Annotated in this window: 24 protein-coding genes and 1 pseudogene; 6 read left to right on the forward strand and 19 right to left on the reverse strand. The window is 54.2% G+C overall.

All coding sequences use genetic code 11. From position 1 onward, the window contains the following. The first annotated feature begins 83 nt into the window (after nt 1–83). Nucleotides 84–866, forward strand: coding sequence for a DUF695 domain-containing protein (locus ACQ86N_RS20890; protein WP_431216799.1), 783 nt, complete (start codon nt 84–86; stop codon nt 864–866). Further along, a complete protein-coding gene (locus tag ACQ86N_RS20895) occupies nt 863–1168 on the forward strand; it encodes a DUF695 domain-containing protein (protein WP_431216800.1) in 306 nt (101 codons plus the stop codon). The genes ACQ86N_RS20890 and ACQ86N_RS20895 overlap by 4 nt, the downstream gene beginning before the upstream one ends. Before the next feature lie 9 nt (nt 1169–1177). Here ACQ86N_RS20895 and ACQ86N_RS20900 read toward each other — a convergent pair whose 3' ends face one another. The 8 genes and pseudogenes from ACQ86N_RS20900 to ACQ86N_RS20935 form a co-directional block, all read right to left on the reverse strand. Beyond that, entirely contained in the window at nt 1178–2143 is a 966-nt protein-coding gene (locus ACQ86N_RS20900) for a polyprenyl synthetase family protein (protein ID WP_431216801.1), read from the reverse strand. A gap of 6 nt (nt 2144–2149) precedes the next feature. Continuing rightward, nucleotides 2150–2770, reverse strand: coding sequence for a S1 RNA-binding domain-containing protein (locus ACQ86N_RS20905; RefSeq protein WP_431217523.1), 621 nt, complete (start codon nt 2768–2770; stop codon nt 2150–2152). Continuing rightward, nucleotides 2750–4306: pseudogene (locus ACQ86N_RS20910) on the reverse strand (ribonuclease R family protein); the annotation flags it as partial. The pseudogene ACQ86N_RS20910 and the gene ACQ86N_RS20905, both read right to left, overlap by 21 nt. A 171-nt stretch (nt 4307–4477) precedes the next feature. Beyond that, nucleotides 4478–4780 (reverse strand): tetraacyldisaccharide 4'-kinase, encoded by a 303-nt coding sequence (locus ACQ86N_RS20915; protein ID WP_431216802.1) that lies wholly within the window; start codon nt 4778–4780, stop codon nt 4478–4480. Beyond that, on the reverse strand, nt 4735–5517 hold the full coding sequence (lpxK, locus tag ACQ86N_RS20920; RefSeq protein WP_431216803.1) for a tetraacyldisaccharide 4'-kinase: 783 nt from the start codon (nt 5515–5517) through the stop codon (nt 4735–4737). Before lpxK ends, ACQ86N_RS20915 begins: the two co-directional genes overlap by 46 nt. A gap of 12 nt (nt 5518–5529) precedes the next feature. Continuing rightward, nucleotides 5530–6162 carry a dethiobiotin synthase gene (gene bioD, locus ACQ86N_RS20925; RefSeq protein WP_431216804.1) on the reverse strand — a complete coding sequence of 211 codons (633 nt, stop codon included), beginning with the start codon at nt 6160–6162 and terminating at the stop codon, nt 5530–5532. A gap of 7 nt (nt 6163–6169) precedes the next feature. Further along, nucleotides 6170–6709 (reverse strand): RsmD family RNA methyltransferase, encoded by a 540-nt coding sequence (locus ACQ86N_RS20930; RefSeq protein WP_431216805.1) that lies wholly within the window; start codon nt 6707–6709, stop codon nt 6170–6172. Next, on the reverse strand, nt 6700–7554 hold the full coding sequence (locus ACQ86N_RS20935; RefSeq protein ID WP_431216806.1) for a DUF3822 family protein: 855 nt from the start codon (nt 7552–7554) through the stop codon (nt 6700–6702). The genes ACQ86N_RS20930 and ACQ86N_RS20935 overlap by 10 nt, the downstream gene beginning before the upstream one ends. Nucleotides 7555–7587: 33 nt before the next feature. Here ACQ86N_RS20935 and ACQ86N_RS20940 point away from each other — a divergent pair, with 33 nt between their 5' ends. Then, nucleotides 7588–8949, forward strand: coding sequence for an MATE family efflux transporter (locus ACQ86N_RS20940; RefSeq protein ID WP_431216807.1), 1362 nt, complete (start codon nt 7588–7590; stop codon nt 8947–8949). Here the strand turns inward: ACQ86N_RS20940 and ACQ86N_RS20945 are convergent. From ACQ86N_RS20945 to ACQ86N_RS20975, 7 genes are all read right to left on the reverse strand, one after another. Next, nucleotides 8946–9314 (reverse strand): hypothetical protein, encoded by a 369-nt coding sequence (locus ACQ86N_RS20945; protein WP_431217524.1) that lies wholly within the window; start codon nt 9312–9314, stop codon nt 8946–8948. The two genes, ACQ86N_RS20940 and ACQ86N_RS20945, sit on opposite strands and share 4 nt — an antisense overlap. Beyond that, entirely contained in the window at nt 9280–9699 is a 420-nt protein-coding gene (locus tag ACQ86N_RS20950) for a tetratricopeptide repeat protein (RefSeq protein ID WP_431216808.1), read from the reverse strand. Before ACQ86N_RS20950 ends, ACQ86N_RS20945 begins: the two co-directional genes overlap by 35 nt. A gap of 57 nt (nt 9700–9756) precedes the next feature. Then, nucleotides 9757–10110 (reverse strand): dihydroneopterin aldolase, encoded by a 354-nt coding sequence (locus tag ACQ86N_RS20955; RefSeq protein ID WP_431216809.1) that lies wholly within the window; start codon nt 10108–10110, stop codon nt 9757–9759. A gap of 47 nt (nt 10111–10157) precedes the next feature. After that, nucleotides 10158–11099, reverse strand: a complete 942-nt coding sequence (trxB, locus tag ACQ86N_RS20960; RefSeq protein WP_431216810.1) for a thioredoxin-disulfide reductase — start codon at nt 11097–11099, stop codon at nt 10158–10160. Nucleotides 11100–11271: 172 nt separating this feature from the next. Beyond that, nucleotides 11272–11472, reverse strand: coding sequence for a sigma factor-like helix-turn-helix DNA-binding protein (locus ACQ86N_RS20965; RefSeq protein ID WP_431216811.1), 201 nt, complete (start codon nt 11470–11472; stop codon nt 11272–11274). Then, the gene (locus ACQ86N_RS20970) at nt 11456–12127 is read right to left on the reverse strand and encodes a sigma-70 family RNA polymerase sigma factor (RefSeq protein ID WP_431216812.1); all 672 of its coding nucleotides are present in this window, start codon (nt 12125–12127) and stop codon (nt 11456–11458) included. The genes ACQ86N_RS20965 and ACQ86N_RS20970 overlap by 17 nt, the downstream gene beginning before the upstream one ends. Before the next feature lie 372 nt (nt 12128–12499). Next, complete coding sequence (locus ACQ86N_RS20975) at nt 12500–13693, reverse strand: AIR synthase related protein (protein ID WP_431216813.1); 1194 nt, start codon at nt 13691–13693, stop codon at nt 12500–12502. A gap of 42 nt (nt 13694–13735) precedes the next feature. Between ACQ86N_RS20975 and ACQ86N_RS20980 the strand changes: the two genes are divergently transcribed. Further along, nucleotides 13736–14707 (forward strand): bifunctional riboflavin kinase/FAD synthetase, encoded by a 972-nt coding sequence (locus tag ACQ86N_RS20980; RefSeq protein ID WP_431216814.1) that lies wholly within the window; start codon nt 13736–13738, stop codon nt 14705–14707. Here ACQ86N_RS20980 and holA read toward each other — a convergent pair. After that, the gene (gene holA, locus ACQ86N_RS20985) at nt 14704–15666 is read right to left on the reverse strand and encodes a DNA polymerase III subunit delta (protein ID WP_431216815.1); all 963 of its coding nucleotides are present in this window, start codon (nt 15664–15666) and stop codon (nt 14704–14706) included. The two genes, ACQ86N_RS20980 and holA, sit on opposite strands and share 4 nt — an antisense overlap. 286 nt (nt 15667–15952) lie before the next feature. Here holA and ACQ86N_RS20990 point away from each other — a divergent pair, with 286 nt between their 5' ends. Together ACQ86N_RS20990 and ACQ86N_RS20995 are read left to right on the forward strand one after the other, a co-directional pair. Then, nucleotides 15953–16426, forward strand: coding sequence for a hypothetical protein (locus tag ACQ86N_RS20990; protein WP_431216816.1), 474 nt, complete (start codon nt 15953–15955; stop codon nt 16424–16426). A 43-nt stretch (nt 16427–16469) separates the two neighbouring features. Next, nucleotides 16470–16853, forward strand: a complete 384-nt coding sequence (locus ACQ86N_RS20995; RefSeq protein WP_431216817.1) for a hypothetical protein — start codon at nt 16470–16472, stop codon at nt 16851–16853. An 85-nt stretch (nt 16854–16938) separates the two neighbouring features. Here ACQ86N_RS20995 and ACQ86N_RS21000 read toward each other — a convergent pair whose 3' ends face one another. From ACQ86N_RS21000 to ACQ86N_RS21010, 3 genes are read right to left on the reverse strand one after another with little or no spacing between them, the layout of a single operon-like run. Next, a complete protein-coding gene (locus ACQ86N_RS21000; RefSeq protein ID WP_431216818.1) occupies nt 16939–17712 on the reverse strand; it encodes a hypothetical protein in 774 nt (257 codons plus the stop codon). Next, complete coding sequence (locus ACQ86N_RS21005; protein ID WP_431216819.1) at nt 17709–18728, reverse strand: hypothetical protein; 1020 nt, start codon at nt 18726–18728, stop codon at nt 17709–17711. Before ACQ86N_RS21005 ends, ACQ86N_RS21000 begins: the two co-directional genes overlap by 4 nt. 4 nt (nt 18729–18732) lie before the next feature. Next, nucleotides 18733–20466 carry a hypothetical protein gene (locus ACQ86N_RS21010; RefSeq protein ID WP_431216820.1) on the reverse strand — a complete coding sequence of 578 codons (1734 nt, stop codon included), beginning with the start codon at nt 20464–20466 and terminating at the stop codon, nt 18733–18735. Between the last annotated feature and the right edge of the window lie 368 nt (nt 20467–20834).

Raw genomic sequence — 20834 nt, forward strand, 5'->3', positions numbered from 1 at the left:
GTTCCGGCCCCACGGCCTCATTCCCCTGCTTTTTTCAGAATTTCATTTTGACGTCAGCCATTTAAGCCGTAGCTTTTACCGCTATGAATTTCATCAAGAGACTCTTTGGAAGGGATAAGGAAGTGACGGACGCGGCCGGCTTCTGGAAATGGTTTCAGCAGCGCGAAAGATCCTTTCATTCCGCCATCAGCAAAGAGCAACGGATCAACGAAGACTTCCTCGACCTCCTGATGTCCAAACTAAAAAACCTCAATTCCTGGTTCGCCTGTTCCGCCGGGATGTATGACGCAGCCACGGCAGAGCTCATCATCACGGCACAGGGCGACGTAAAGACATTTGTCTTTGCCGAAGAGCTGGTGTCCGTCGCCCCATCCATCCCCGGCTGGCGATTCACCGCCCTAAAGCCCGCCACTGGTCTGGATATCACCATTGAAATGGACGGTTATAAGTTCAATGACCAGGAGATGTCCTTCTTCAGCCGGGACAATTCTGAATACCCCGATGAAATAGAAATAACCATCGTCCACAATCATTTTAGCGAAACCAACAAGGAGATCATCACCAATGGAGCCTTCATATTCCTCGACAACGCCCTCGGCGAGCTGAACACGGCCACCCTGCTGGACAACGTGCAGATAGACGCCCCCGACACCGGCGGTAGCGAACTGATACCGCTGGAGAAGCTCAACGACTTTCTGGTCTGGAAGGAAAAGGAATTCATCGAAAAATACAACGGAACGCGCCACAACACCGACGGCGACAGCTACTCCATTCTGGAAGGAAAGGACGACAGAGGGCTGCCCTCCATCGCGCTGGTCAACCAGGAACTTCTCGGCTGGGACGCCAAGGCCTCCCACCCTGGATGATGGTGCTCGAGATGAATTACACGTCTATCAGCAACGGGATGCCGGACAAGGAAATAGCCGCTGAACTCAATAAATTCGAGGACGAACTGGTCCTGCTGCTCCCGGACTCGGACGGGTATCTCAACCTGGGCAGGGATACCTACAACAGCAAGCGGACCATCTACTTCGCCTGCAAGGAATTCCGGCACGTATCCCGCACGGTGCAGCAGATGCTGGCCGGATTTCGGGGAAAAATTATCGTCAGCTACGATATCTATAAGGATAAATATTGGCGGACGATGAACCGCTACCGGGCCTCCTGAAGGGCTGCACTAATATTCTCTCTGCAGCAGGTAGTCGACCAGCTTTTTCAGCGGCTCCTTACGGCTTGCGGTCACAGCGACGTCTTCCAGGCTCTGCCAGGCCGCCGCGCGGTACTGTTCTTTCAAATCTTTTACCCACACGTCCACGCCACAGGAGTGATAGATCTCCAGCATCCCGCCAATCTTCTCCGCCGCAGGCGCCTGCTCCAGCCGGCGGATCGCCCCACGTTGCGCTTCAGTAGCCAGCTCGAGCGTTTTTACCAGCAAAAAGGTCTTCTTCCCCGCAACGATATCGCCACCCACCTGCTTGCCAAACTTGGTCGCATCGCCATAGCAGTCGAGGTAGTCGTCCTGTATCTGAAAAGCCAGTCCCAGGTTCTTCCCCAACTGATAGAGCGTCTGCTGATTGTTCAGACCTGCCCCACCGAGAATGGCTCCGATCTGCAGGCTGGCGGCCAGCAGCACCGAGGTCTTGAGTTCGATCATGTGCAGGTAGTCGTCCATCGTCACCTGCGCCTTCGATTCGTAGTCCATGTCCAGCTGCTGTCCTTCGCAGACCTGGATGGCCGTCTGGTTGTACAGATGCAGTATCCGCCGGATCTGCGGCGACTGCACGCGGGCGATATATTCATAACCCACGACCATCATCACGTCTCCGGAAAGGATCGCCGTGGAAGTACCGTATTTCTCGTGGACGGTCTTATGCCCGCGCCGCAGGGGTGCCTTGTCCATGATATCGTCGTGTATCAGGGTAAAATTGTGAAAAAGTTCGATGGCCGTGGCAACCTGCCAGGCATCCTCTTCGATGGCGCCAAAAAGTTCGTTGCCCATCAGGCACAACAGGGGCCGGATCCTTTTCCCACCAAGCCCGAGAAAATAGTCGGCGGGATCGTACAGGCTCGCCGGCCGGGACGGGAAATGCCGGTTGCCAAATCTTTCTGTGAATGCAGCGGACAGTTCTTCGAAACTATGCATAGTTGATTACTTCTTTTTCTTTCGTGCGGTCTTCTTCGGTGGTTTCGCGTGCGGGCCTTTCGCACCGGAGCCTTTGCCATGCGGGGATTTGCCGTGCCTGGGCTTATGGTCCTGAGCGGACTTCTTCCTGGCAGGCCTCTCTGCGGGCCAACCGCTGTCGGGTTCCCCGACTTCCATGCCTGCGGGACCGTCGGTCACAGGCGCGCCCGATGAAATGACCCATTCGTAGTCCAGTTGTCTCTTAGCCAAATTAGCCGACACGATCTTGATCGTCACTTTGTCGCCCATCCTGAACCGCCGGCCGCTTCGCCTTCCCACGAGCGCATAGTCGCTCTCGATATGACGGAAATCGTCGTAGTCCATAAGACTGTTGAGACTCACCAGCCCCTCGCACTTGTGCTCCAGCGTCTCGACCCAAAACCCGAAAGAGGACACCCCGCTGATCACGCCCTCGAATTCCTCACCCAAAAAGTCCTGCATGTATTCTACCTGCTTGTACTTGTTGGCCGCCCGTTCGCTCTCCATCGCCGCCCGCTCGCGCTCACTGCTATGCCGGCATTTGCCTTCCAGTTTCTTGTCGACGACGATATTGTTGTCGAGGCATTCCTGAAGTATCCGGTGGACCATCACGTCCGGATAGCGGCGTATCGGACTCGTGAAATGACAGTAGTGCGCGAACCCAAGTCCGTAGTGCCCGATATTCTCAGTGGTATATATCGCCTTGGCCATGGTACGGATACCCAGCTGCTCGAGGACGTGCTGCTCCGGCTTGCCCTGCACGTCAAGCAACATCTGGTTGAAAGACCTCGCGATCGCCTGCGGCGACTCGACGTCGAAGACGTGCCCGTACTTCTTGGCAAATTCGATGAACGGGAGCAACTTTTCCTTGTCGGGCGTATCGTGTACCCGGTATGGGAAGGGAATGGGTTTCTTATTGACCGTGATCTTCCCTACGAATTCGGCGACCGCGCGATTCGCGAGCAGCATGAACTCCTCGACCAGCTGGTGCGACTCCTTGCTCTCCTTCACGACGATGCCCACGGGCTTGCCCTTTTCGTCCAGCTTGAACCTTACCTCCGTGGACGAGAAATTGATCGCCCCTTTTTTGAACCGCTGTTTCCGCAGCCGCTGGGCGATATCGTTGAGCAGCACTATCTCGGATTCATGCAGGCCCGTCTTTTGCTCGATGATCTCCTGTACCTCTTCATAGGTAAACCGGTGATCGGAGTGGATAACCGTCCGGCCGAGCCAGGTCTTTTGACCTCTCCCTTCGGCGTCATCTGGAAGATGGCGGAGAAGGTCAGTTTATCCTCGTGCGGACGCAGCGAGACAAAGCTCGTTGGAGATGCGCTCCGGCAACATAGGATTCACCCTGTCGGGCAGATAGACGGAGGTTGCCCTGGTATAAGCCTCCTGGTCCAGCGCCGTTTCCGGCTCCACATAATGACTGACGTCGGCAATATGAACCCCAATCTCCAGCAGGCCATTGTCCAGAGGGCGAATGGAGATGGCGTCGTCGAAGTCTTTGGCATCCACCGGGTCGATCGTAAATGTCAGGATATTGCGAACATCCTTCCTGGCAGCGATCTCCGACGCCCCGATCAGGTCGGGCAGCCGTTCGGACTCCTCCAGCACCTTCTCAGGGAAGAAGATGGGAAATCCGGCCTCCAGCAGGATATCTTTCATGGCCAGGTCGTTGACATTCGTCTTGTCCATGACCTGCACGACTTCCCCCTGGGGCTTTTTATTCTTCTCCCATTCGACTATCCGGACGATCACTGAGTCATGATTGACCGCACCGTTCAGCGCCGTCAGCGGCACATAGATATCCGGCATCGGCTTGTCGGACTCAGCGATGAAGAACGCAAAAGACTGGCTGATCTCGATATGTCCGAGAAATTCCATTTGCTTCCTTTCCACCACTTCCACTACCTCACCCTGCCATCTTCCGCTGCGGGCCGAGTTATTGACCACCCTTACGTTTACGACGTCGCCGTGCAGCGCCGTATTAAAATCGGAAGGTCTTACCAGAATGTCCTGGTCCCGGCCTTCCACGATCACAAACCCCATACCGCTGCGGGTGACGTCAAGTCTTCCCTTGTATAAATTAGCAGCATCCGCTGCGCCCTTCTTCTTATTCTTGCTCTTCTTTTTGTTTTTCATTTTACTCTGTCTAAATGTGCCGGAGCCGTGCTTCTATCAAAACTAGCACATCTCCGGCAAACGTTAATTAATTGAAAACTTCGTCACCCAACACTGTTGGGTGTCTCGTTCGGGGGCTCCGCCCCGGACGAGGCCCCTCCTGGGCCTCAAAGTCCCTAATGAATTTAATAATTATATCATTAAACTTTGATTCCTCCCCGAATAAAAACCAGGGGTGATCGGCAGCACATAAAAGGGCCAGCCTTCCAGTTCCTGCCTGAATTTGATCAGCCTCACCGCGTCCTTTTCCGTCGTGAGGATGATCTTGTTTTCCGAAGCTATCCCGTCAAAACGCCGGACCATCGTATTCAGATCGTCGATAGTGAAGATATGATGATCGCTGTAAGCCAGCTCATAATAGGCGCGCGCGCGTTCATTGAGCCAGCGTTTCAGCGGCGCGGGATTGGCGATACCCGTGACCAGCAGCACTTCCATTTGGTCGTCGATCGTCGCCACACCCCCTCCCCGTTGATCCTGTACGGATCCCCATAGCAGATGGAAGTAAAAAATACCTGCTGGTGCGGCCGCAGATCGATCTCCATCACTATCGACCGGCGCTCTTCCTCCGAAAGACCTTCCGGACACTTGGTGACGATGATCACGTCGGCCCGCCGATAGCTGGACGGCGCGTCCCGCAGGTCTCCGCTGGGCAGCCACCAGTCCCGCGTGAACAGATTCGAGTAGTCGGTCAGCAGGATATTCAGCCCCGCGCGGACGGCCCGGTGCTGAAACGCGTCGTCAAGAATGATGACATCCGTCTCCGGCCGGTCGTGCAGGAGTTGGGGTATCGCGACGATCCTTTCTTCTCCCACAGCCACGGCGATATCCGGGAATTTCCGGTGAAACTGCATCGGCTCGTCTCCGATGTCCAGGGCCGTGGTCTGCTCGCCGGCGAGGGCATAACCCCTCGTCTTCCGTTTGTATCCACGGCTCAGTACCGCAACCTCCAGCCGGGATCGCAGGTTCCGGATCAGCAGTTCGACCATCGGCGACTTCCCCGTGCCGCCCACGGCCAGATTGCCGACGCAAATGATCGGCAGATTAAAAACGGTCGATGACAATATTTTTCTATCAAAACACCAGTTGCGAACTTTCACGACGAGCGCATACACCAGCGAGACAGGAAATAAAAGGATCCGTATGGGCTTCAGCAATGGAAAGTTAAAGTTCATACATACATAATGTTATTGTGTTATCCCCAGCGCCCTGCGCAGGGCCGGCCCCATCTTCCCCGCCTGTTCGGCGACAAACTCCACACCGGGAATTTTCCCAAAAGGTATCGATCCGAGGTGCGGAATACCGCTCCACCGGACGATCTCCTGCTCATAGTGCAGATACTGGTCGTTGAATATCCAGCCCGCAACCCGCAGGCCATGCATCCGGCAGACCTCCGCCGTCAGCAGCGAGTGATTGATACTGCCCAGATAGTTGCGGCTGACCAGGATCACAGTCGCATCCAGCCGTTTTATCAGGTCGACTACGAACTGCCGGTCGTTCAGAGGTACCAGCAGTCCACCCGCCCCTTCCACGACCAGCGGTCGGACCTCCGGCAGCGCGGCGGCAATCCGGTCCGTACTGATCTCTATCCCTTCTTCCCTGGCGGCGATATGCGGCGAGGCCGGCAGCCGGAGACGGTAGAGTTCGGGAAAGACCCTTTTCGCGCCGATCCGCTCTCCTACCCACCCGGCGTCCGTCCCTTCGTCAAAACCTGCCTGGACCGGCTTCCAGTAATGCCCTCCCAGCGCCTCCGTGACGACGGCCGAGACCAGTGTCTTGCCAATACCCGTGCCAATACCTGTGATAAAAATAGGTTGCATAACCTGATCAATCTTTTTTTACAAAGATCGAGAAGATTGTCGTGCCATAGTGCCGCTCGGTCACGTAGAAAGAATATTTCTTATAGTCATTCCTGGGGGTATGCTCCAGCACGAACCAGCCCCCGGTATTCAACAGCGGAATGACCAGTCCGGGCAGCTGGTCGATCGTAGGCAGCGCATAGGGCGGCCCCGCAAAGACAAAATCAAAGGTCGAATCGCACTGTTCGATGAACTTGAAGACATCCATTCTGACCACTCTGTAATAGTCGGAAAGCCCCAGTTCCTTCGCGTTCTTCTGTATAAAGGCAAACATGGACGGATCCTTCTCCACGACCGTCAGGTCGCGTACGCCCCGTGAAGCCAGTTCATAGCTGATACTCCCCGTTCCCCCGAACAGATCAAGGGACTTCAGGTCTGCGAGTTCCAGGTTGTTCTCCAGGATATTGAACAACCCTTCCTTGGCAATATCGGTGGTGGGCCGGGTGTACGGCATTTTCGCCGGCGGATTGACCCGCCTTCCTCCCAGCTCGCCACCAATTATGCGCATACGGCCATTTTCAGAATGGATGAAAAATAGTGCAGAGGCAACTCTTTCAACTCGTCGGTGACCTTGATGCTTTCGTCGATCTCCTCGAAATTGACCTTCAAAAAATATTTGTGAAGTTCGGTACTCAGCGCAGACTGCCGGTCTATCAGCCCCCCAACCAGAACCCGGACGGCGGACTGATCCAGCCCCAGCTGCTGACAGCAATTCAGCAAATGATAGGCCACATCCCGGGTGTCATGATAAGAAAAGGTCTGCATCAGATGCACCTTCCCGCCGCGGATAACCAGCGCCACCATCTTGTCGGAATAAAAGATCACTTTCAGACAGTCTTCCGAATCCGATGAATCGAACATCTTGAAGCTCTTCAGCAGAAGACTATAGTAATGCCAGTACTTACCCGCCGTGAACGACTGCTGCATCAGCTGGTGCAGATCGGGAGAGATCCGGTAGACGTTGAACAGCTCCCACCAGGGGATCTTCTCCGTAAGGATAAGGCCTTTCTGAAGATTGCCATGCAGCGTGTCGATGATCTCGCGGTTGGTGTCCGTCCCGAACAGGGGCTCGGGGATCAGACTACTCTCCGGAAAATTATAGACCAGCAGCGTCTCTTTCACGGGCCGTTTCAGCAAACCGTCCTCCGCCACTATCTCGCGCAGGGCCTCGGTCAACGGCAGCTCGCGGCTCGGCTCCAGCTGGAAATACTTCACCACCAGGGGACTCATGTTCCGCTGGTTGAGAAGAACATAGGTAAATGCATTGGGATTAACTTCCACGAGTAGGCGCGACTGGAGCATTTCCTCGTCCGAGATATCCTTTACCGCAATCTGGAAGGCCGGTTTGAGCATGTGCAATAATACTACTAATTTTCCACTCCAACCATGGAAAGCACCACCACCAAATCGTACAAGGTATCTATCAGCAACCGGGACATCCTGCGCATGGCATTGCCGATCAGCCTGTCCATCCTCGTGCCTCAAATAAATTTTATTACTAATAACATATTCCTCGGCCACCTCGACCAGGCGGGCGATGCCCTGTCTGCCGCAGGCATCACCGGCGTCTACTATCTGCTGTTCGCGGTCGTCGGCGGGGGGCTCAACAACGGCCTGCAGGCCCTGATCTCGCGCCGTGCGGGCGAAGGTCGGATCGAAGAGATCGGCAAGCTCTTCTCGCAGGGCCTCCTTATCAGCCTGGCGCTTGCCGCGGCAGGGATACTCGTAACTTACTTTCTGGCGCCCCATATTCTCTCCTTATCCCTGCATTCCGAACAACTGAGAAAACAGTCTGTCGACTTCCTGCGCATCCGCATCTGGGGTCTCCCTTTTCTTTATGTCTACCAGATGCGCAACGCACTGCTGGTAGGCACCAACCAAAGCAAATTCCTCGTCTACGGCACCCTGGCAGAGACCATCGTGAACATCGTCCTGGACTATGGTCTTATCTTCGGCCACCTCGGCCTGCCCGATATGGGTTTCAACGGCGCCGCCTTCTCTTCGATAGCCGCGGAAGCGGCCGGCATGGCAGTCGTATTCCTCGTCATCCACAACAAAGGCATCAGCCGCGACCTGCAGCTGTACCGGCATTGGCGGTTCGACCCGAAGAATATCCGGCTCATCCTCGTCCAGTCTTCGCCCCTCGTGTTTCAGTATACTATCAGCATCACCAGCTGGGTCTTCTTTTATATCCTGATAGAGCACCACGGGCGCCAGGCGCTCGCCATCAGCAACACGATGCGCAATATCTTCGGCCTCTTCGGCGTCTTCACCTGGGCCTTCGCCTCCACCACCAACGCAATGGTCAGCAATATCATCGGCCAGGGACTCGAGCACAGGGTAACGGAACTGATCGTTAAGATTATCCGGCTCAGTGCTTCGGTCTCCGTCGTCGTCGCCATCCTGCTGAATATCTTTCCGGAGATCTTTCTGTCCGTATACGGCCAGGACCCCGCGTTCACTACGGCTGCGATACCCGTCATAAGGGTCGTCTCGACTGCCCTCATACTCATGTCATTCTCCGTGGTCTGGTTGAACGCGGTCACGGGGACCGGCAATACCCGCATCAACCTGCTCATCGAGTTTGTCACCATCGTCTTTTACTGCTGCTATATCTATTTTGTACTCGAACGCTGGCATATGTCGCTGGTGATGGGATGGCTCTCCGAGTGGGTATACTGGCTGTCTATCTTCACCCAGTCGTTCCTGTATATGCGCAGCGGGAAATGGAAAGGGAAAATTGTTTAGTCCTCCAGCTCTTTCAGGAGCTGATGTCCCTGCTGCCGGATCTGGCGGTCATCATACATTTCATCCTTCAGCGTATCCATCTGGTGCACCAGCCGGATGGCCTTGTCCTTCTGCCCCTCCCGGCGCCAACACCTGGCGAGCTCGTAGTAATTGAGCATAAAATCCGGCTTTAGCGCCATACTCTTTTCATATCCGGCGATCGCCTCCTCCAGCGAGGCTTCCGGCAACACTCCGAAGAACCAGCGGGCAAATAATTTTTCGAGGGGGTTCAGACTGCTGACCTCATAATTCCAGCGCCCCAGAATATGCCAGGCCTTATAGCTCTTCGGATCATACCGGATCGCATTCTCCGCATACCGTTTGATATCCCCTGGCCGTAGTTATCCTTTCCTTACCATTTTGTATCAGCGCCATCCGGGCCAGCGAGAAAGCCATGGCAATATTCACTTCGCTGTTGGTGGAATCGAGACGCCAGGCCGAACGCGCATAGGCATAGCCCTCTTTGAACATCGCGACCTTCCTGTCTTTGTTCGTTTGGCGGTTGCCGATGCGACAGCTGAGATCGCTGCACCGGCACCATGCAAATACCTGATCTGGCCGGAGACGGATCACCTGCTCGTACACCGGAAGCGCCTCCTCCTCCCTGAACTGGCCCTCCAGCTGTACCGCTCTGCTCAGCAGGCTTGCAACGTCCTGCGCGCCGGCGACTATGGGAAGAAAGAACAGCAGCACAACGAATGATCGGATCATACCAAATTAAACGCTATCAGCACATCCATGGTTGGCCCGGCAACCCGGACGGTATTGTTAAAACTTTTTGTGCAGGGTGACTCCGGCCTTGCCCTGGAAATTCCCGATGGGCGCCTGTAGCTTGTAGATAGAAAGTATGACCTCCCGCAGGAAAGGATACTGCGCCTTGATCCGCGAGATGATCTCGTCGGCGATCTTTTCCAGCAGCGGCGAAGGCTGGTGCATCCGCTCTTTCACGATATCGAAAAGCGTGACATAGTTGACGATCGTACCCAGACTTTCATAAGGCTGGTCATTTTCGTCGTAGGTAACGTCCAGGTTTACCTCGAAGGTATTCCCCGTCGCCAGTTCTTCCTTGAACACGCCGTGCCGCCCGGAAAAGATCAGTTTATGTAATTGGACAGTAACCATAATATATGGGGCCTTTCGGGCACCTCTACTTCAGGAGCCCCCGTTATTTATGCCAGCCCGCTGGCCGTCAGCCATCTTTCCGCATCCAGCGCCGCCATACATCCGCTGCCGGCGGCCGTCACTGCCTGGCGGTAGATCTTATCCTGTACGTCACCGGCCGCAAATACACCTTCCACATTGGTTCTGCTCGTACCCGGCGTGGTCTTGATATAACCCGCCTCATCGAGGTCGAGGAACTCGCTGAATATGGCCGAATTGGGCTGATGGCCAATCGCCACAAAGAACCCGCTGATAGGTACGACCTGCTTGTCGCCCGTCTTGTTGTTCCTGATCCGCAGTCCGTCTACCCGGCTTTCGCCAAGTACTTCGTCGGCCTCACTGTTCCAGTAGACCTTGATATTGGGAGTCTGCTGAACCCTTTCCTGCATGACCCGGGAAGCACGCATCTTATCGCTGCGTATCAGCATGTGGACATTCGTAGCCAGCTTGGACAGATAGAGCGCTTCCTCGGCCGCCGTATCCCCGGCGCCGATGATCGCAACCTCCTTGCCCCGGAAGAAAAATCCGTCGCAGACCGCGCAGGCGCTGACACCGTATCCGTTGAGCCGCTGTTCGCTCTCCAGTCCCAGCCATTTGGCGCTGGCTCCTGTGGCGATGATGACCGCGTCGGCCTCGATCAGCTTCTCCTCGTCGATCCAGACCTTGAAGGGGCGGACGGAAAAATCCACCCTGGTCGCCAGACCATACCGTATATCTGCGCCCATCCGGGCTGCCTGCTTTTCAAAATGCACCATCATTTCCGGCCCCTGGACGCCGTCCGGATAGCCGGGATAATTCTCCACTTCGGTAGTGATCGTCAGCTGTCCGCCGGGCTGTATACCCTGGTAGAGGACCGGTTTGAGGTTGGCTCGCGCAGCATAGACCGCTGCCGTATATCCTGCGGGCCCCGAACCAATGATCAGACAGTGTACTTTCTGTGTTTGCTCCATACTATGCTTTAAAGCGAACGAAGATAATGAGTAAATCAGTATTTTAATGTCATTTGAATGACCTCCCTCCGAAGTGTGAATAATATGTTGGTTCACCGAAGGCGAACGACCCAACAAAAAGTCCCGGCCAAACGACCGGGACTCAAATTCCGTGAGTAAGATATGTGGGGTATTAACCCAGGTATGCTTTCAGCGCATTGCTATAACGTGCTTTCTGCAGGCGTTTGATCGCCCTTTCTTTGATCTGGCGGATACGTTCTTTGGTCAGATCGTACTTCTGGCCGATCTGCTCGATGGTTACCCCATTTTCGCCGTCCAGTCCAAAATACGCATTGACAATCTCCGCTTCGCGGGGCTCAGGACTTGAGCACACGGCGAATTTCGGCGCGTAAGGAATCCTTCATTACGTCGTCGTCTGTTTCGTCACCACCTTCCAGCAAATCGCCCATCGCTACGTCTTCTGCTTCGTGTACCGGCGCGTCCAGCGAGCTGTGGCGGGTATTGCTCTGGAAAATGTTGTTGATCTCCGTCTCACTCATTTCAAGCAACTCTGCTAATTCTTCCGTGCTAGGCTCCCGTTCATGTTCCTGTTCGAAAGCCATGTAGGCCTTATTAGCCTTGTTGTAGGTGCCAATTTTGTTTTGAGGCAGGCGGACTAATCTGCCCTGCTCTGCCAACGCCTGCAGGATGGACTGGCGAATCCACCATACCGCGTAAGAAATAAACTTGAAACCCTTGGTTTCATCAAAGCGTTGCGCCGCTTTAATTAAGCCGAGGTTACCCTCGTTGATCAAATCACTCAGTGATAACCCCTGGTGCTGATACTGTTTTGCAACGGAAACCACAAAACGCAAGTTGGCCTGAACCAGCTTGTCAAGGGCCTTCTGGTCCCCCATCTTGATCCGTTGTGCGAGGACCGTCTCCTCTTCGGGAGTGATCATCGGGATCTTGGAGATCTCCTGCAAATACTTCTCAACCGCCTGGGAATCACGGTTAGTAATCTGTGTAGCAATTTTAAGTTGCCTCATATCAAATAAAAAATAAAAAAAATGACAAAATTGGCGGCTTTCTAGTCGTCGGATACTTATCTATTATAACACTACAAAACCAGGGGAGTTCGCGGAAAGGGCAAAAAGATATAGAAATAATTTAATGTCAATCCGTCCAGAACCGTTTGCGAAAATAGTTATAGAATCTGGAAATTCATAGCGTTGTGGATTAAAATGAAGGAATTTTAATCTTTTTTTTGATTTTCGGAGAAAATCCAGAATTGAAATGGCCTTTTCCAATTATCCTATGTCCTTTACAGATAGGATCGGCCAACGCGTTAGATTATTATTAACAGATGCAGGAGCTGAAAGTTCATCAGCAACAAGAAACCGATTACAAAATTTTGATTATCAGTAATTTATCTCCTTTCCGCCGACAACCAGCCGCAGCGTTTTCTCCTTCGCCGCCTCGACACGCCCAACTATCTGCGTATCGATGTTGAATTCCTTCCCCAGTTGTATCATGGCATCGGCAGCGGCCGCATCGGTAAAGACCTCAAGGCGGTGCCCCATATTAAATACCTGATACATTTCCCTGTCGTCGGAGCCGGAAGCAGCCTGTATCTCCCTGAACACGACAGGCGCCTCGAATAAATTATCCTTTGTGATCCTGAAATTGTCCGGCAGGTATTTCATGCACTTGGTCTGTCCGCCGCCGCTGCAATGGACCAGTCCGTGTATGTGGTCGAACTGCTCCGTCAGCAGCTTTTTCAGCAAAGGCGCATAGGTCCGGGTCGGACTCAGCAGCAAATGCCCGATATCCGTCGTCCGGGTCTCGATGCCACCACCGGTATTCACGGACACTTCGATCGAATCCGTCATCCGGTGCGGGCCGATATACACTACGTTTTCATCAAGTGTAGTATCATACGACTCGTGAAACCTGGCTCCGTAGGTCTTGTGCAGCATGTCGTGACGCGCGCTGGTCAGCCCGTTGCTGCCGATCCCGCTGTTGTATTCCTGCTCATACGTCGCCTGGCCATAGCTGGCAAATCCGACGATCACGTCTCCGGCCTTTATCCTGTCGTTCGTGACCAGCTTGTCCTTCGGCCAGCGGGCAGTCATCGTACCATTGACGGCAATCGTCCTAACGACGTCTCCGACATCCGCCGTCTCACCACCCAGGTACTGAATACCCACCCCAAAGCTCTTCAGCTCGTCGAAAAATTCCTGAGAACCGTTGATGATCGTGGAAAGTACGTCACCCGGAATATTCCGCTTGTTCCGGTCGATCGTCGATGAGAATAAGAGATTGTCGTAGATCCCGACGCACAACAGGTCGTCGAGATTCATGGCGATAGCGTCTTTGGCGATCCCCTTCCACACCGAGAGATCCCCGGTCTCCTTCCAGTAGAGATACGCCAGAATGCTCTTCGTACCCGCCCCGTCCGCATGCATCAGATTGACCCAGGCCGGATCGCCTCCCAGATAGTCGGGATAGATCTTGCAAAACGCATTCGGGTAAAGCCCCTTGTCCAGCTTTTCGGTTGCCTGATGAACTTCTTCTTTCTGAGCGGAAACACCGCGTTGGGCGTACAGTGACATAGTCCGCAAAGGTAAAGCATAAATCCTTTAATTTTACGCCCCATGCGCATCTATCATAATACCGATCAACTCCCTGACTTCCGGCGGGCTGTAATAACGATAGGCACTTTTGACGGCGTTCACTCCGGGCACACCCGGATACTCGAACAACTGAGACAGGAAGCCACCCGTATCGACGGAGAGACCGTGATCATCACCTTCTATCCTCATCCCCGTAAGGTCGTAAAAGGCGGCACCGAGGAGATCAGACTGATCAATACCCTCGAAGAAAAGATCCAGCTCCTTTCCTGGCAGCGCATCGACCACCTGGTCATCGTCCCCTTCACCGAAGCCTTTTCCCAACTGACCGCGGAGGAATACATAACCGATTTTCTCGTGGCCCGGTTCCATCCACATACGGTCATCATCGGCTATGACCATCGCTTTGGCAAAGGCCGCCTCGGTGACTATCACCTGCTGGAAGAATACAGCAGCAGACTCGGCTTCGGCTTACAGGAGATACCCGTCCACCTGCTAAACGAAGTATTGGTCAGCTCGACGCGGATCCGCGAGGCGATACAGCAACCCGATATCGTCACCGCCAACCAGTTGCTGGGCTATCCCTTCTTCTTTTCCGGCACCGTAGTAAAAGGCGACCAGCTCGGCCGCAAACTGGGCTACCCTACCGCCAACCTCCGGGTGACCAGCCCTGAAAAACTGATCCCCGCCGACGGCATCTATGCAGTGGAAGCGACGCTCCTGCCGGCCGGAAACGATTCGGGCGGTCAAAACAACGACCTCTTCAACTCACCGCGGCTGAAAGGAATGATGAGCATCGGCATACGCCCGACCGTAGGTGGAAAAATCCGAACCATCGAGGTCAACCTCTTCGACTTCGACGATGACATCTATGGTCGCGACCTTCGCGTCTTTGTCCGGAAATGGCTCAGGGAAGAAGTAAAGTTCGACGGACTCGAAGCCCTGAAAGTACAACTGGGAAAAGACAGGGAGGACACGCTGCTGGCACTGGCCTAAACCATCATCTTCACCACGAGCTCCTTGAGCAACGAAGCGTCCTCTGTTGCGGCGCTCCCTACTCCGACACTCTTCAGGTTGTAGGAATGCAGCAGCAGCAGCCCGTTCTCAATACCCTCATAGTTGTAATTCCGCACGGCAGCGAGATAGTCCTTTACAAAATAAGGATTCACCCCGATCGCCGCCGCGACGCTCTTCTCGTCCCCGGCCTGCTGCCCGAAGATCATATAGGCCTTGCTGAAGAAATTATAGATGGAAGGCAGGATCAGCTGGATGGGACCCGCTTTGGGATTGCTTTCAAAATACTGGATGATCCGGATCGCTTTTACCCGGTCTTTCTTCGCAAATGCATCCTGTAATTCGAACACATTATACTCTTTGCTCACGCCGACGTAGCGCTCGATATCGTCTTCGGTAATATTCTTCCGCCCCGAAAGATTGACGAGCAGCTTCTCTATCTCATTATTGATACGGCTCAGGTCGTTGCCGATATGATCGACCAGCAGCAGCAGCGCCTTCTGCGCAATCTCATACCCCTTCGAACGAATCAGCTCGCTGGTCCAGTCGGGCAGCTGGTTGTCATACAGTTTTTTTGTCGTATACAGCTCGGCCTTCTCCTTCAGCATCTTCGCCAGCTTGCTCCGCCCGTCCACCTTCTTCTCCTTGTAGGCCACCACGAAGATGGTTGAAGACAAGGGCTTGTCGATATAGGCTTCCAGCTTGTCGATGTCCCGCATCTGCTGCGCTTCTTTTAAAACCACCACCTGCCTTTCGGCAAACATGGGATAACGGCGGCACGCATTGATCACGGCCGTCCAGTCCGCATCCTTTCCGTAAAAAACGGTCAGATTGAAGCCGGCCTCCGCCTCTGTCAATATCCTGTGCTCGGCATAGTTGACGAGCTGATCGATATAGAACTCCTCCTCACCCTCCAGCCAGTAGACAGGCTTGAATTTCATTTTTTTCCAGTCACCGAGAATCTTTTCAACAGACATCCGTTCGCGTTTTATTACCACAAATTTACATAATTCTCTATAAATCAGCGCCTCTGCACAATAAAAATGAGTTTGGCACGGTTTTAGTCCAGCTCCCTGTATAACCGTCATAAACAGTCACGGAAGAAGAAAAAAAGCATTTTATAACTTTTGTAAAAAAAACATAAGCTATGAGTACGACAACCAACTATCCCTCAGCTACACCTCAAAGTCAACCCCCCAAAAAGATTATAAAAATCTGGTAATCGGGTTGCTTGCAGCCGGTTTCCTCGGTACCTGGGGTTACTTGCTCTGGAACAACAACAAACAGGAGCAGGTTCAAACCCAGCAACAAGCTCAGATATCCAAAGTAACAGACGAAAAAGGACAACTTCAGAAGAATTTTGACGACGCCCTCGTCCGTCTGGATTCACTGACCGGCACCAACAACAAACTGACCGCTCAGATGAACGAAGGTAATACGGAGATCTCCAAGCTGAAAGGCCGGATTCGCGACATCCTCAAGAAAGAACACATCACCGAAGCAGAAAAGAAGAAAGCTGAAGACCTGATCAAGGAACTGAACGATAAGATCGGTAACCTCGAACAGCAGGTAGCTCAGCTGACCCAGGACAATCAGCAGCTGACTCAGGACAAACAGAACCTGACGCAGGACAAAGAGAAGCTCACCAACGACCTGACCACCACCACTGCTGCCAAGCAGGACCTCGGAAAAGAAGGTTGACATCGCTTCTACACTCAATGCCTCCAATATCTCCATCACTCCGATGCACGAGAGAAAGGACGGCAAGGACAAGGAAACTTCCACCGCAAGAAGGGTAAACAAGCTCGTTATCGGCTTTGACGTCGCTAACCGCATCGCACAGACCGGGCAGACCGACGTATATGTTTGCATCACCGGCCCGGATGGCAAGCCCATCTCCGTTCCTGCACTGGGTTCGGGCAATTTCACCAGCCGTGACGACGGCGACAAGATCTACACCGCCAAGGTTCCTGTAGACTTCGAAGCCGGCAAATCCAAGTCTGTTCAGTTTGCCTGGAAACAAAACAGCGAGTTCCAGAAGGGTAACTACAAGATCGAGATCTATCACAATGGATTCAAGATCGGCGAAGGCACCCGCGAGCTGAAGAAAGGCGGAATCTTTGGTTAAGACGACCACGGGTGTCCGTTCGAAGGACAAATATTTGCAAAAGCCGGGACGAAAGTCCTGGCTTTTGCCTTAGAGAGTAACCCCATTATAGCAATGCCCGCAATGCGGCGCGCCCCGTATGGATGATCCTCGTCTCCCCGGCCTTGCGACCCTCATACTGAAGACTTAATTCCAGACTATTCCCCAGCCTCTTTGTCAGGTCAAGATTCCACAGATAATTCTTCCCCGGCTGCAGTCCTTCCAGTATCGTGTATGATACCGCCGAAGTCGTACTCGGCTTACCCGCCGCCGAAGTGTAGACGATCGAGCTCACCGTAAACTTCCCCTGTATCGACGTGCTCTGCAGGATATTATATTTGAAATCGGTATTCATTGCGGTAGCCGTATATCGCTGTCCGCCCCAGGCCGGACTATTCTCCTTTGTCGTAAGCCGGTACCCCAACCCTATCCGGAGATTCGACTTCCGCGTATAGGTCACGCCGGGCTCGATGGAGAACTGTTTCAGGTCATAGTTACTACTGTCGAAATTCGAACTGGAGTTGTTCAATTGGTTGGTGCCCTGCCGGTATATGGCCGTCAGTGCTACGGACTTGTTCAGGTTCAGCCTGCTTCGCAGCGACCATTCATCCGTCTGTCTCGTCTCATAGCCATAAGTCAGCAGGCTTTTCGCCCCATTGCGCGTATTGCTGAGGTCGAAACCCCAGAGTGGGTCCTGCCGGTTGAAGGATAGGGTATTGACCATTATCTGTGTACGCGTGATCAGGGCAGTGTCATCCAGCGGCGCCTTGAAGGGATTCCACTCTACCAGTCCCCGCGCCTGCTGTTTCTGGGTCAGCTGCATAGAGGACTGCAGCGTCATTCTGGCCAGCAGCCGGGCAAAGGCCTTTCCCCTTTCCCAATGATCGATTTGGGCGTCAGCGTCACGCTGTAGTTCAGCGTGGTGTAGGTAGCCCTGACGTATTCATTCGTCGGCGTATATACGCGGATATACTGCGCCTGGTCCTGGAACTGCGCAAGGACGAACTCACTCAGCTGCTGGATGCCGTCGTTGTTGTAGTCGATCCAGGCATACTGCCCCGTCCCCGCGGGCACCTGCAGATAGGTATAATTCAGTTTTTGCTGCTGACCGGACCCCACTTCATACAGCGCATTCCCGCGCAGAAAGCCCTTCCACTCGTTGACGATATACTCCGCCCTGCCCAGTATGCTGTTGTCCGAAGTCTGTGTCGTGATCGCGCTGTCGAGTATCTGCAACCTGCGGTAGGTGGCATTGAAATGCAGCTGGTGGTGGGGGTTCTTCAGAAAGTCCGCATACAGATTGAAGTTCCTGCTGCGATCTCCCCTGATCAGACTCCTGCCGTATGGGTAGGAATTTTCTCTGGTCATAAAGCTCATCCCCCAGTGATTGGGGTTCTTCTCCGGCGACTTCAGATAGACGGACCAGGTATTGAACTCGAAACTCGTTCCCGTCACGCTGTCCGCCTTCCTGTCCATTTGTTTGTTGCGCTCCAGCGAATAGGTGGCCCCTACCACATAGTCTTTCAGGAAGGACAGCTTTTTGGAAAGGTCTACCGAAGGCCGCAGATAGAGTCCTGAAATACTGCCGCTGTCGCTGGTTGTTACGCTCAGCTGGTCGGTAACCGTCCAGCCGCGCCAGGCCTGGTGATGACTAAGGATATTCCGCGTGCCGGTAAAGCCGTCTCCGCGTTCATACCGCGAAAGGTCGTATTTGACGGCATTCAGCTTTTTGTCGCTGAGCTGCAGATTGGCGTTGTAGATGCGTTCGTCGGCAGGATTGACTCCAAGCGTGAGCCCCCAGTCCCTGGTGAACTCGGGCGCGCGCAGGCGCTCGATCGGATTGAATGTTTTCTGCACATATTCATACCCCAGACCGGAGGTCAGCTGCGAGGCCCTTTTCCGCAGAACCCAGCGGCTTGACGTTTTTGAAGAGGAAGCGGGCGGCGTAGCCGTCGTCATTGCGCTTATCGATGGTCGACAGCGTATTGACGTCATAGTGACTTTTGGCCACCTCCGCCGTCACGGTAGTATTCTTGTTGACCGCATAGTCCGTCCCCAGTGTCATCACCTGCTGGGTTTTGGGCGTCACCAGGAACTGCGCCGCCTCGTACGAACCCTGCATGACGCCGTTGACGGGCGCTATCCAGATGAATACGCTGCCATTGACGCCGTTGAGGTCCTGGACATAGTTGCCATACCCCTGCCCGACGTTGGCAAAGGAAAGGCTGTAAAGGGTATTGGTAGCGTCTGTCGAGAAGACATACGCCGAGTCGTGTACCGCCTGTCCCGCCGCATTCTTGTACGTAGTGTCCACCCTTCTGTACAATACCTTCCCCGCGGAAAAGGTATCGATATTGGCCACCGGATAAAAAGCGCGGTTGATGCTGTCCCCAAGTTTGGCAAGAAACTTATTCTGATCCGGCGTCAGCGTTTGATTAATGGGCGAATTCCTCGAGTCGCTGTTGCTGAACAGCCCGAGACGTACCTTCAGCTTGTTGTCGAAACTGGCTTCGTCATACAGGTATAGGTTTACGTTGAGATAGTTGCGGTCGGCATACTCAAATTCCACCTGGATACGCTTGTCCTGTGTAATCATTCGGTTGGGCGTGAACGTTATCTCACCGGTATTGTAGTTGATGACGTAGTCCTGGTCCTCTCCCCGCTGCATCAGCTGTCCGTCGATGAACACCTTCTCCGTTCCTGCCAGCACGATGAAATAGAGCTCGCCGTTGGCGCCCTGCAGCTTGTAGGGGCCCTGGTTGCCCTCCTGTCCCTGGAAGATATTGCGGGTGAATTTACCCTTGGCGATGGCCGCACTGACCAGCGTCCTGTTCGTCGTCTTTGCGTCTATCTGCTGGGTGGTCTCGAAGGAAGCACCCTGCATCCGTTTGTAAAAACTGAGGAAATAGTTTTGATTCTGCCGCAGATCGATGTCCCCCATCGTGAGGGCCCAGTTCCTCTTTTTGAACTGCAGAAAGATCTTGTCGAACTCGTTGAGGTCGGCCGTCGTCCCGTCCGGCTGAATAGGAATATTGTTGTCGGTAATGGCCGCCGAGATCTGTATGCTGTCGGCCAGGTAGCCGCTGATCTGCAAGTTCAGGTTGGACGTGACCACGGCGTCCTGGTTGTTGCCGAAGGTAATGCTCCGTCCAAAACTACCGTTGTAGGTGATATTGCCGAAGCTGAAGAAATTGTCGGTGCCGTCCCCGCCCTCCCGCTGTTTGTCGTAAGGCCGGACAAGAAAATAGTTTTGAATGCTGTCGTAGTTGAAGCGCCGGGCCACTGCGTTCATCCGATAGGGAAAGGTGCGGTACGTGATCAGGACACTGTCCATGCCTGCCGGCCGGTGTTTCCACACGAGCGCCGAATTGACCCAGTCGAGAATAAAAGTGCTGTCGCTGACGCCTTTTACGAAGAAGGCGCCGGGAATCACACTCATGGAATCTATCGGTATCTTCCCGTCGCGCACGGGCACCCATTTGCGGTGGAGGTTGGAAAGCACCGGAGCCGCTCCCGGTCTGCGGACAGGAGCCCCCGGCGGCCGCGTGATACACTCGGGGTACCCCTCGGCAAATTTGCGCCCCGGCGGGGCCATTTCCTCCAGGCTGGTTTCCGCCCCCCGGCAAATTACCCCCTCCCATCGAAGGTGCATATCCCGGATTGGACTGCCTGGGCAGGGTACCCGGGACCCCCGGCCGGCCCGGCACCTGCTGCCCCCTGACGTTGCCCACCGCATTCATCATCGAGTCCAGCCGCATTTTGACCGAATCCACAGGAGCGCCGGAGCGGATATTAAGGGAGTCGACCTGCCGCAGCTGTGCGGCAGCAGATAGTACCGTATCGGCCTTCTTCAGGCTGTCCTGGTAGTGCCGAATGCTGTCTACGACTTTTTTGAGGGAATCAGTCAGGGGAATTGTATCGGCATTGGGCCTCGGTACGGTATCCCTCCGGGGAGTATCCGCT

The organism is Puia sp. P3, assembly GCF_050632245.1.
In the GTDB taxonomy this organism is placed as follows: Bacteria; Bacteroidota; Bacteroidia; order Chitinophagales; family Chitinophagaceae; genus Puia.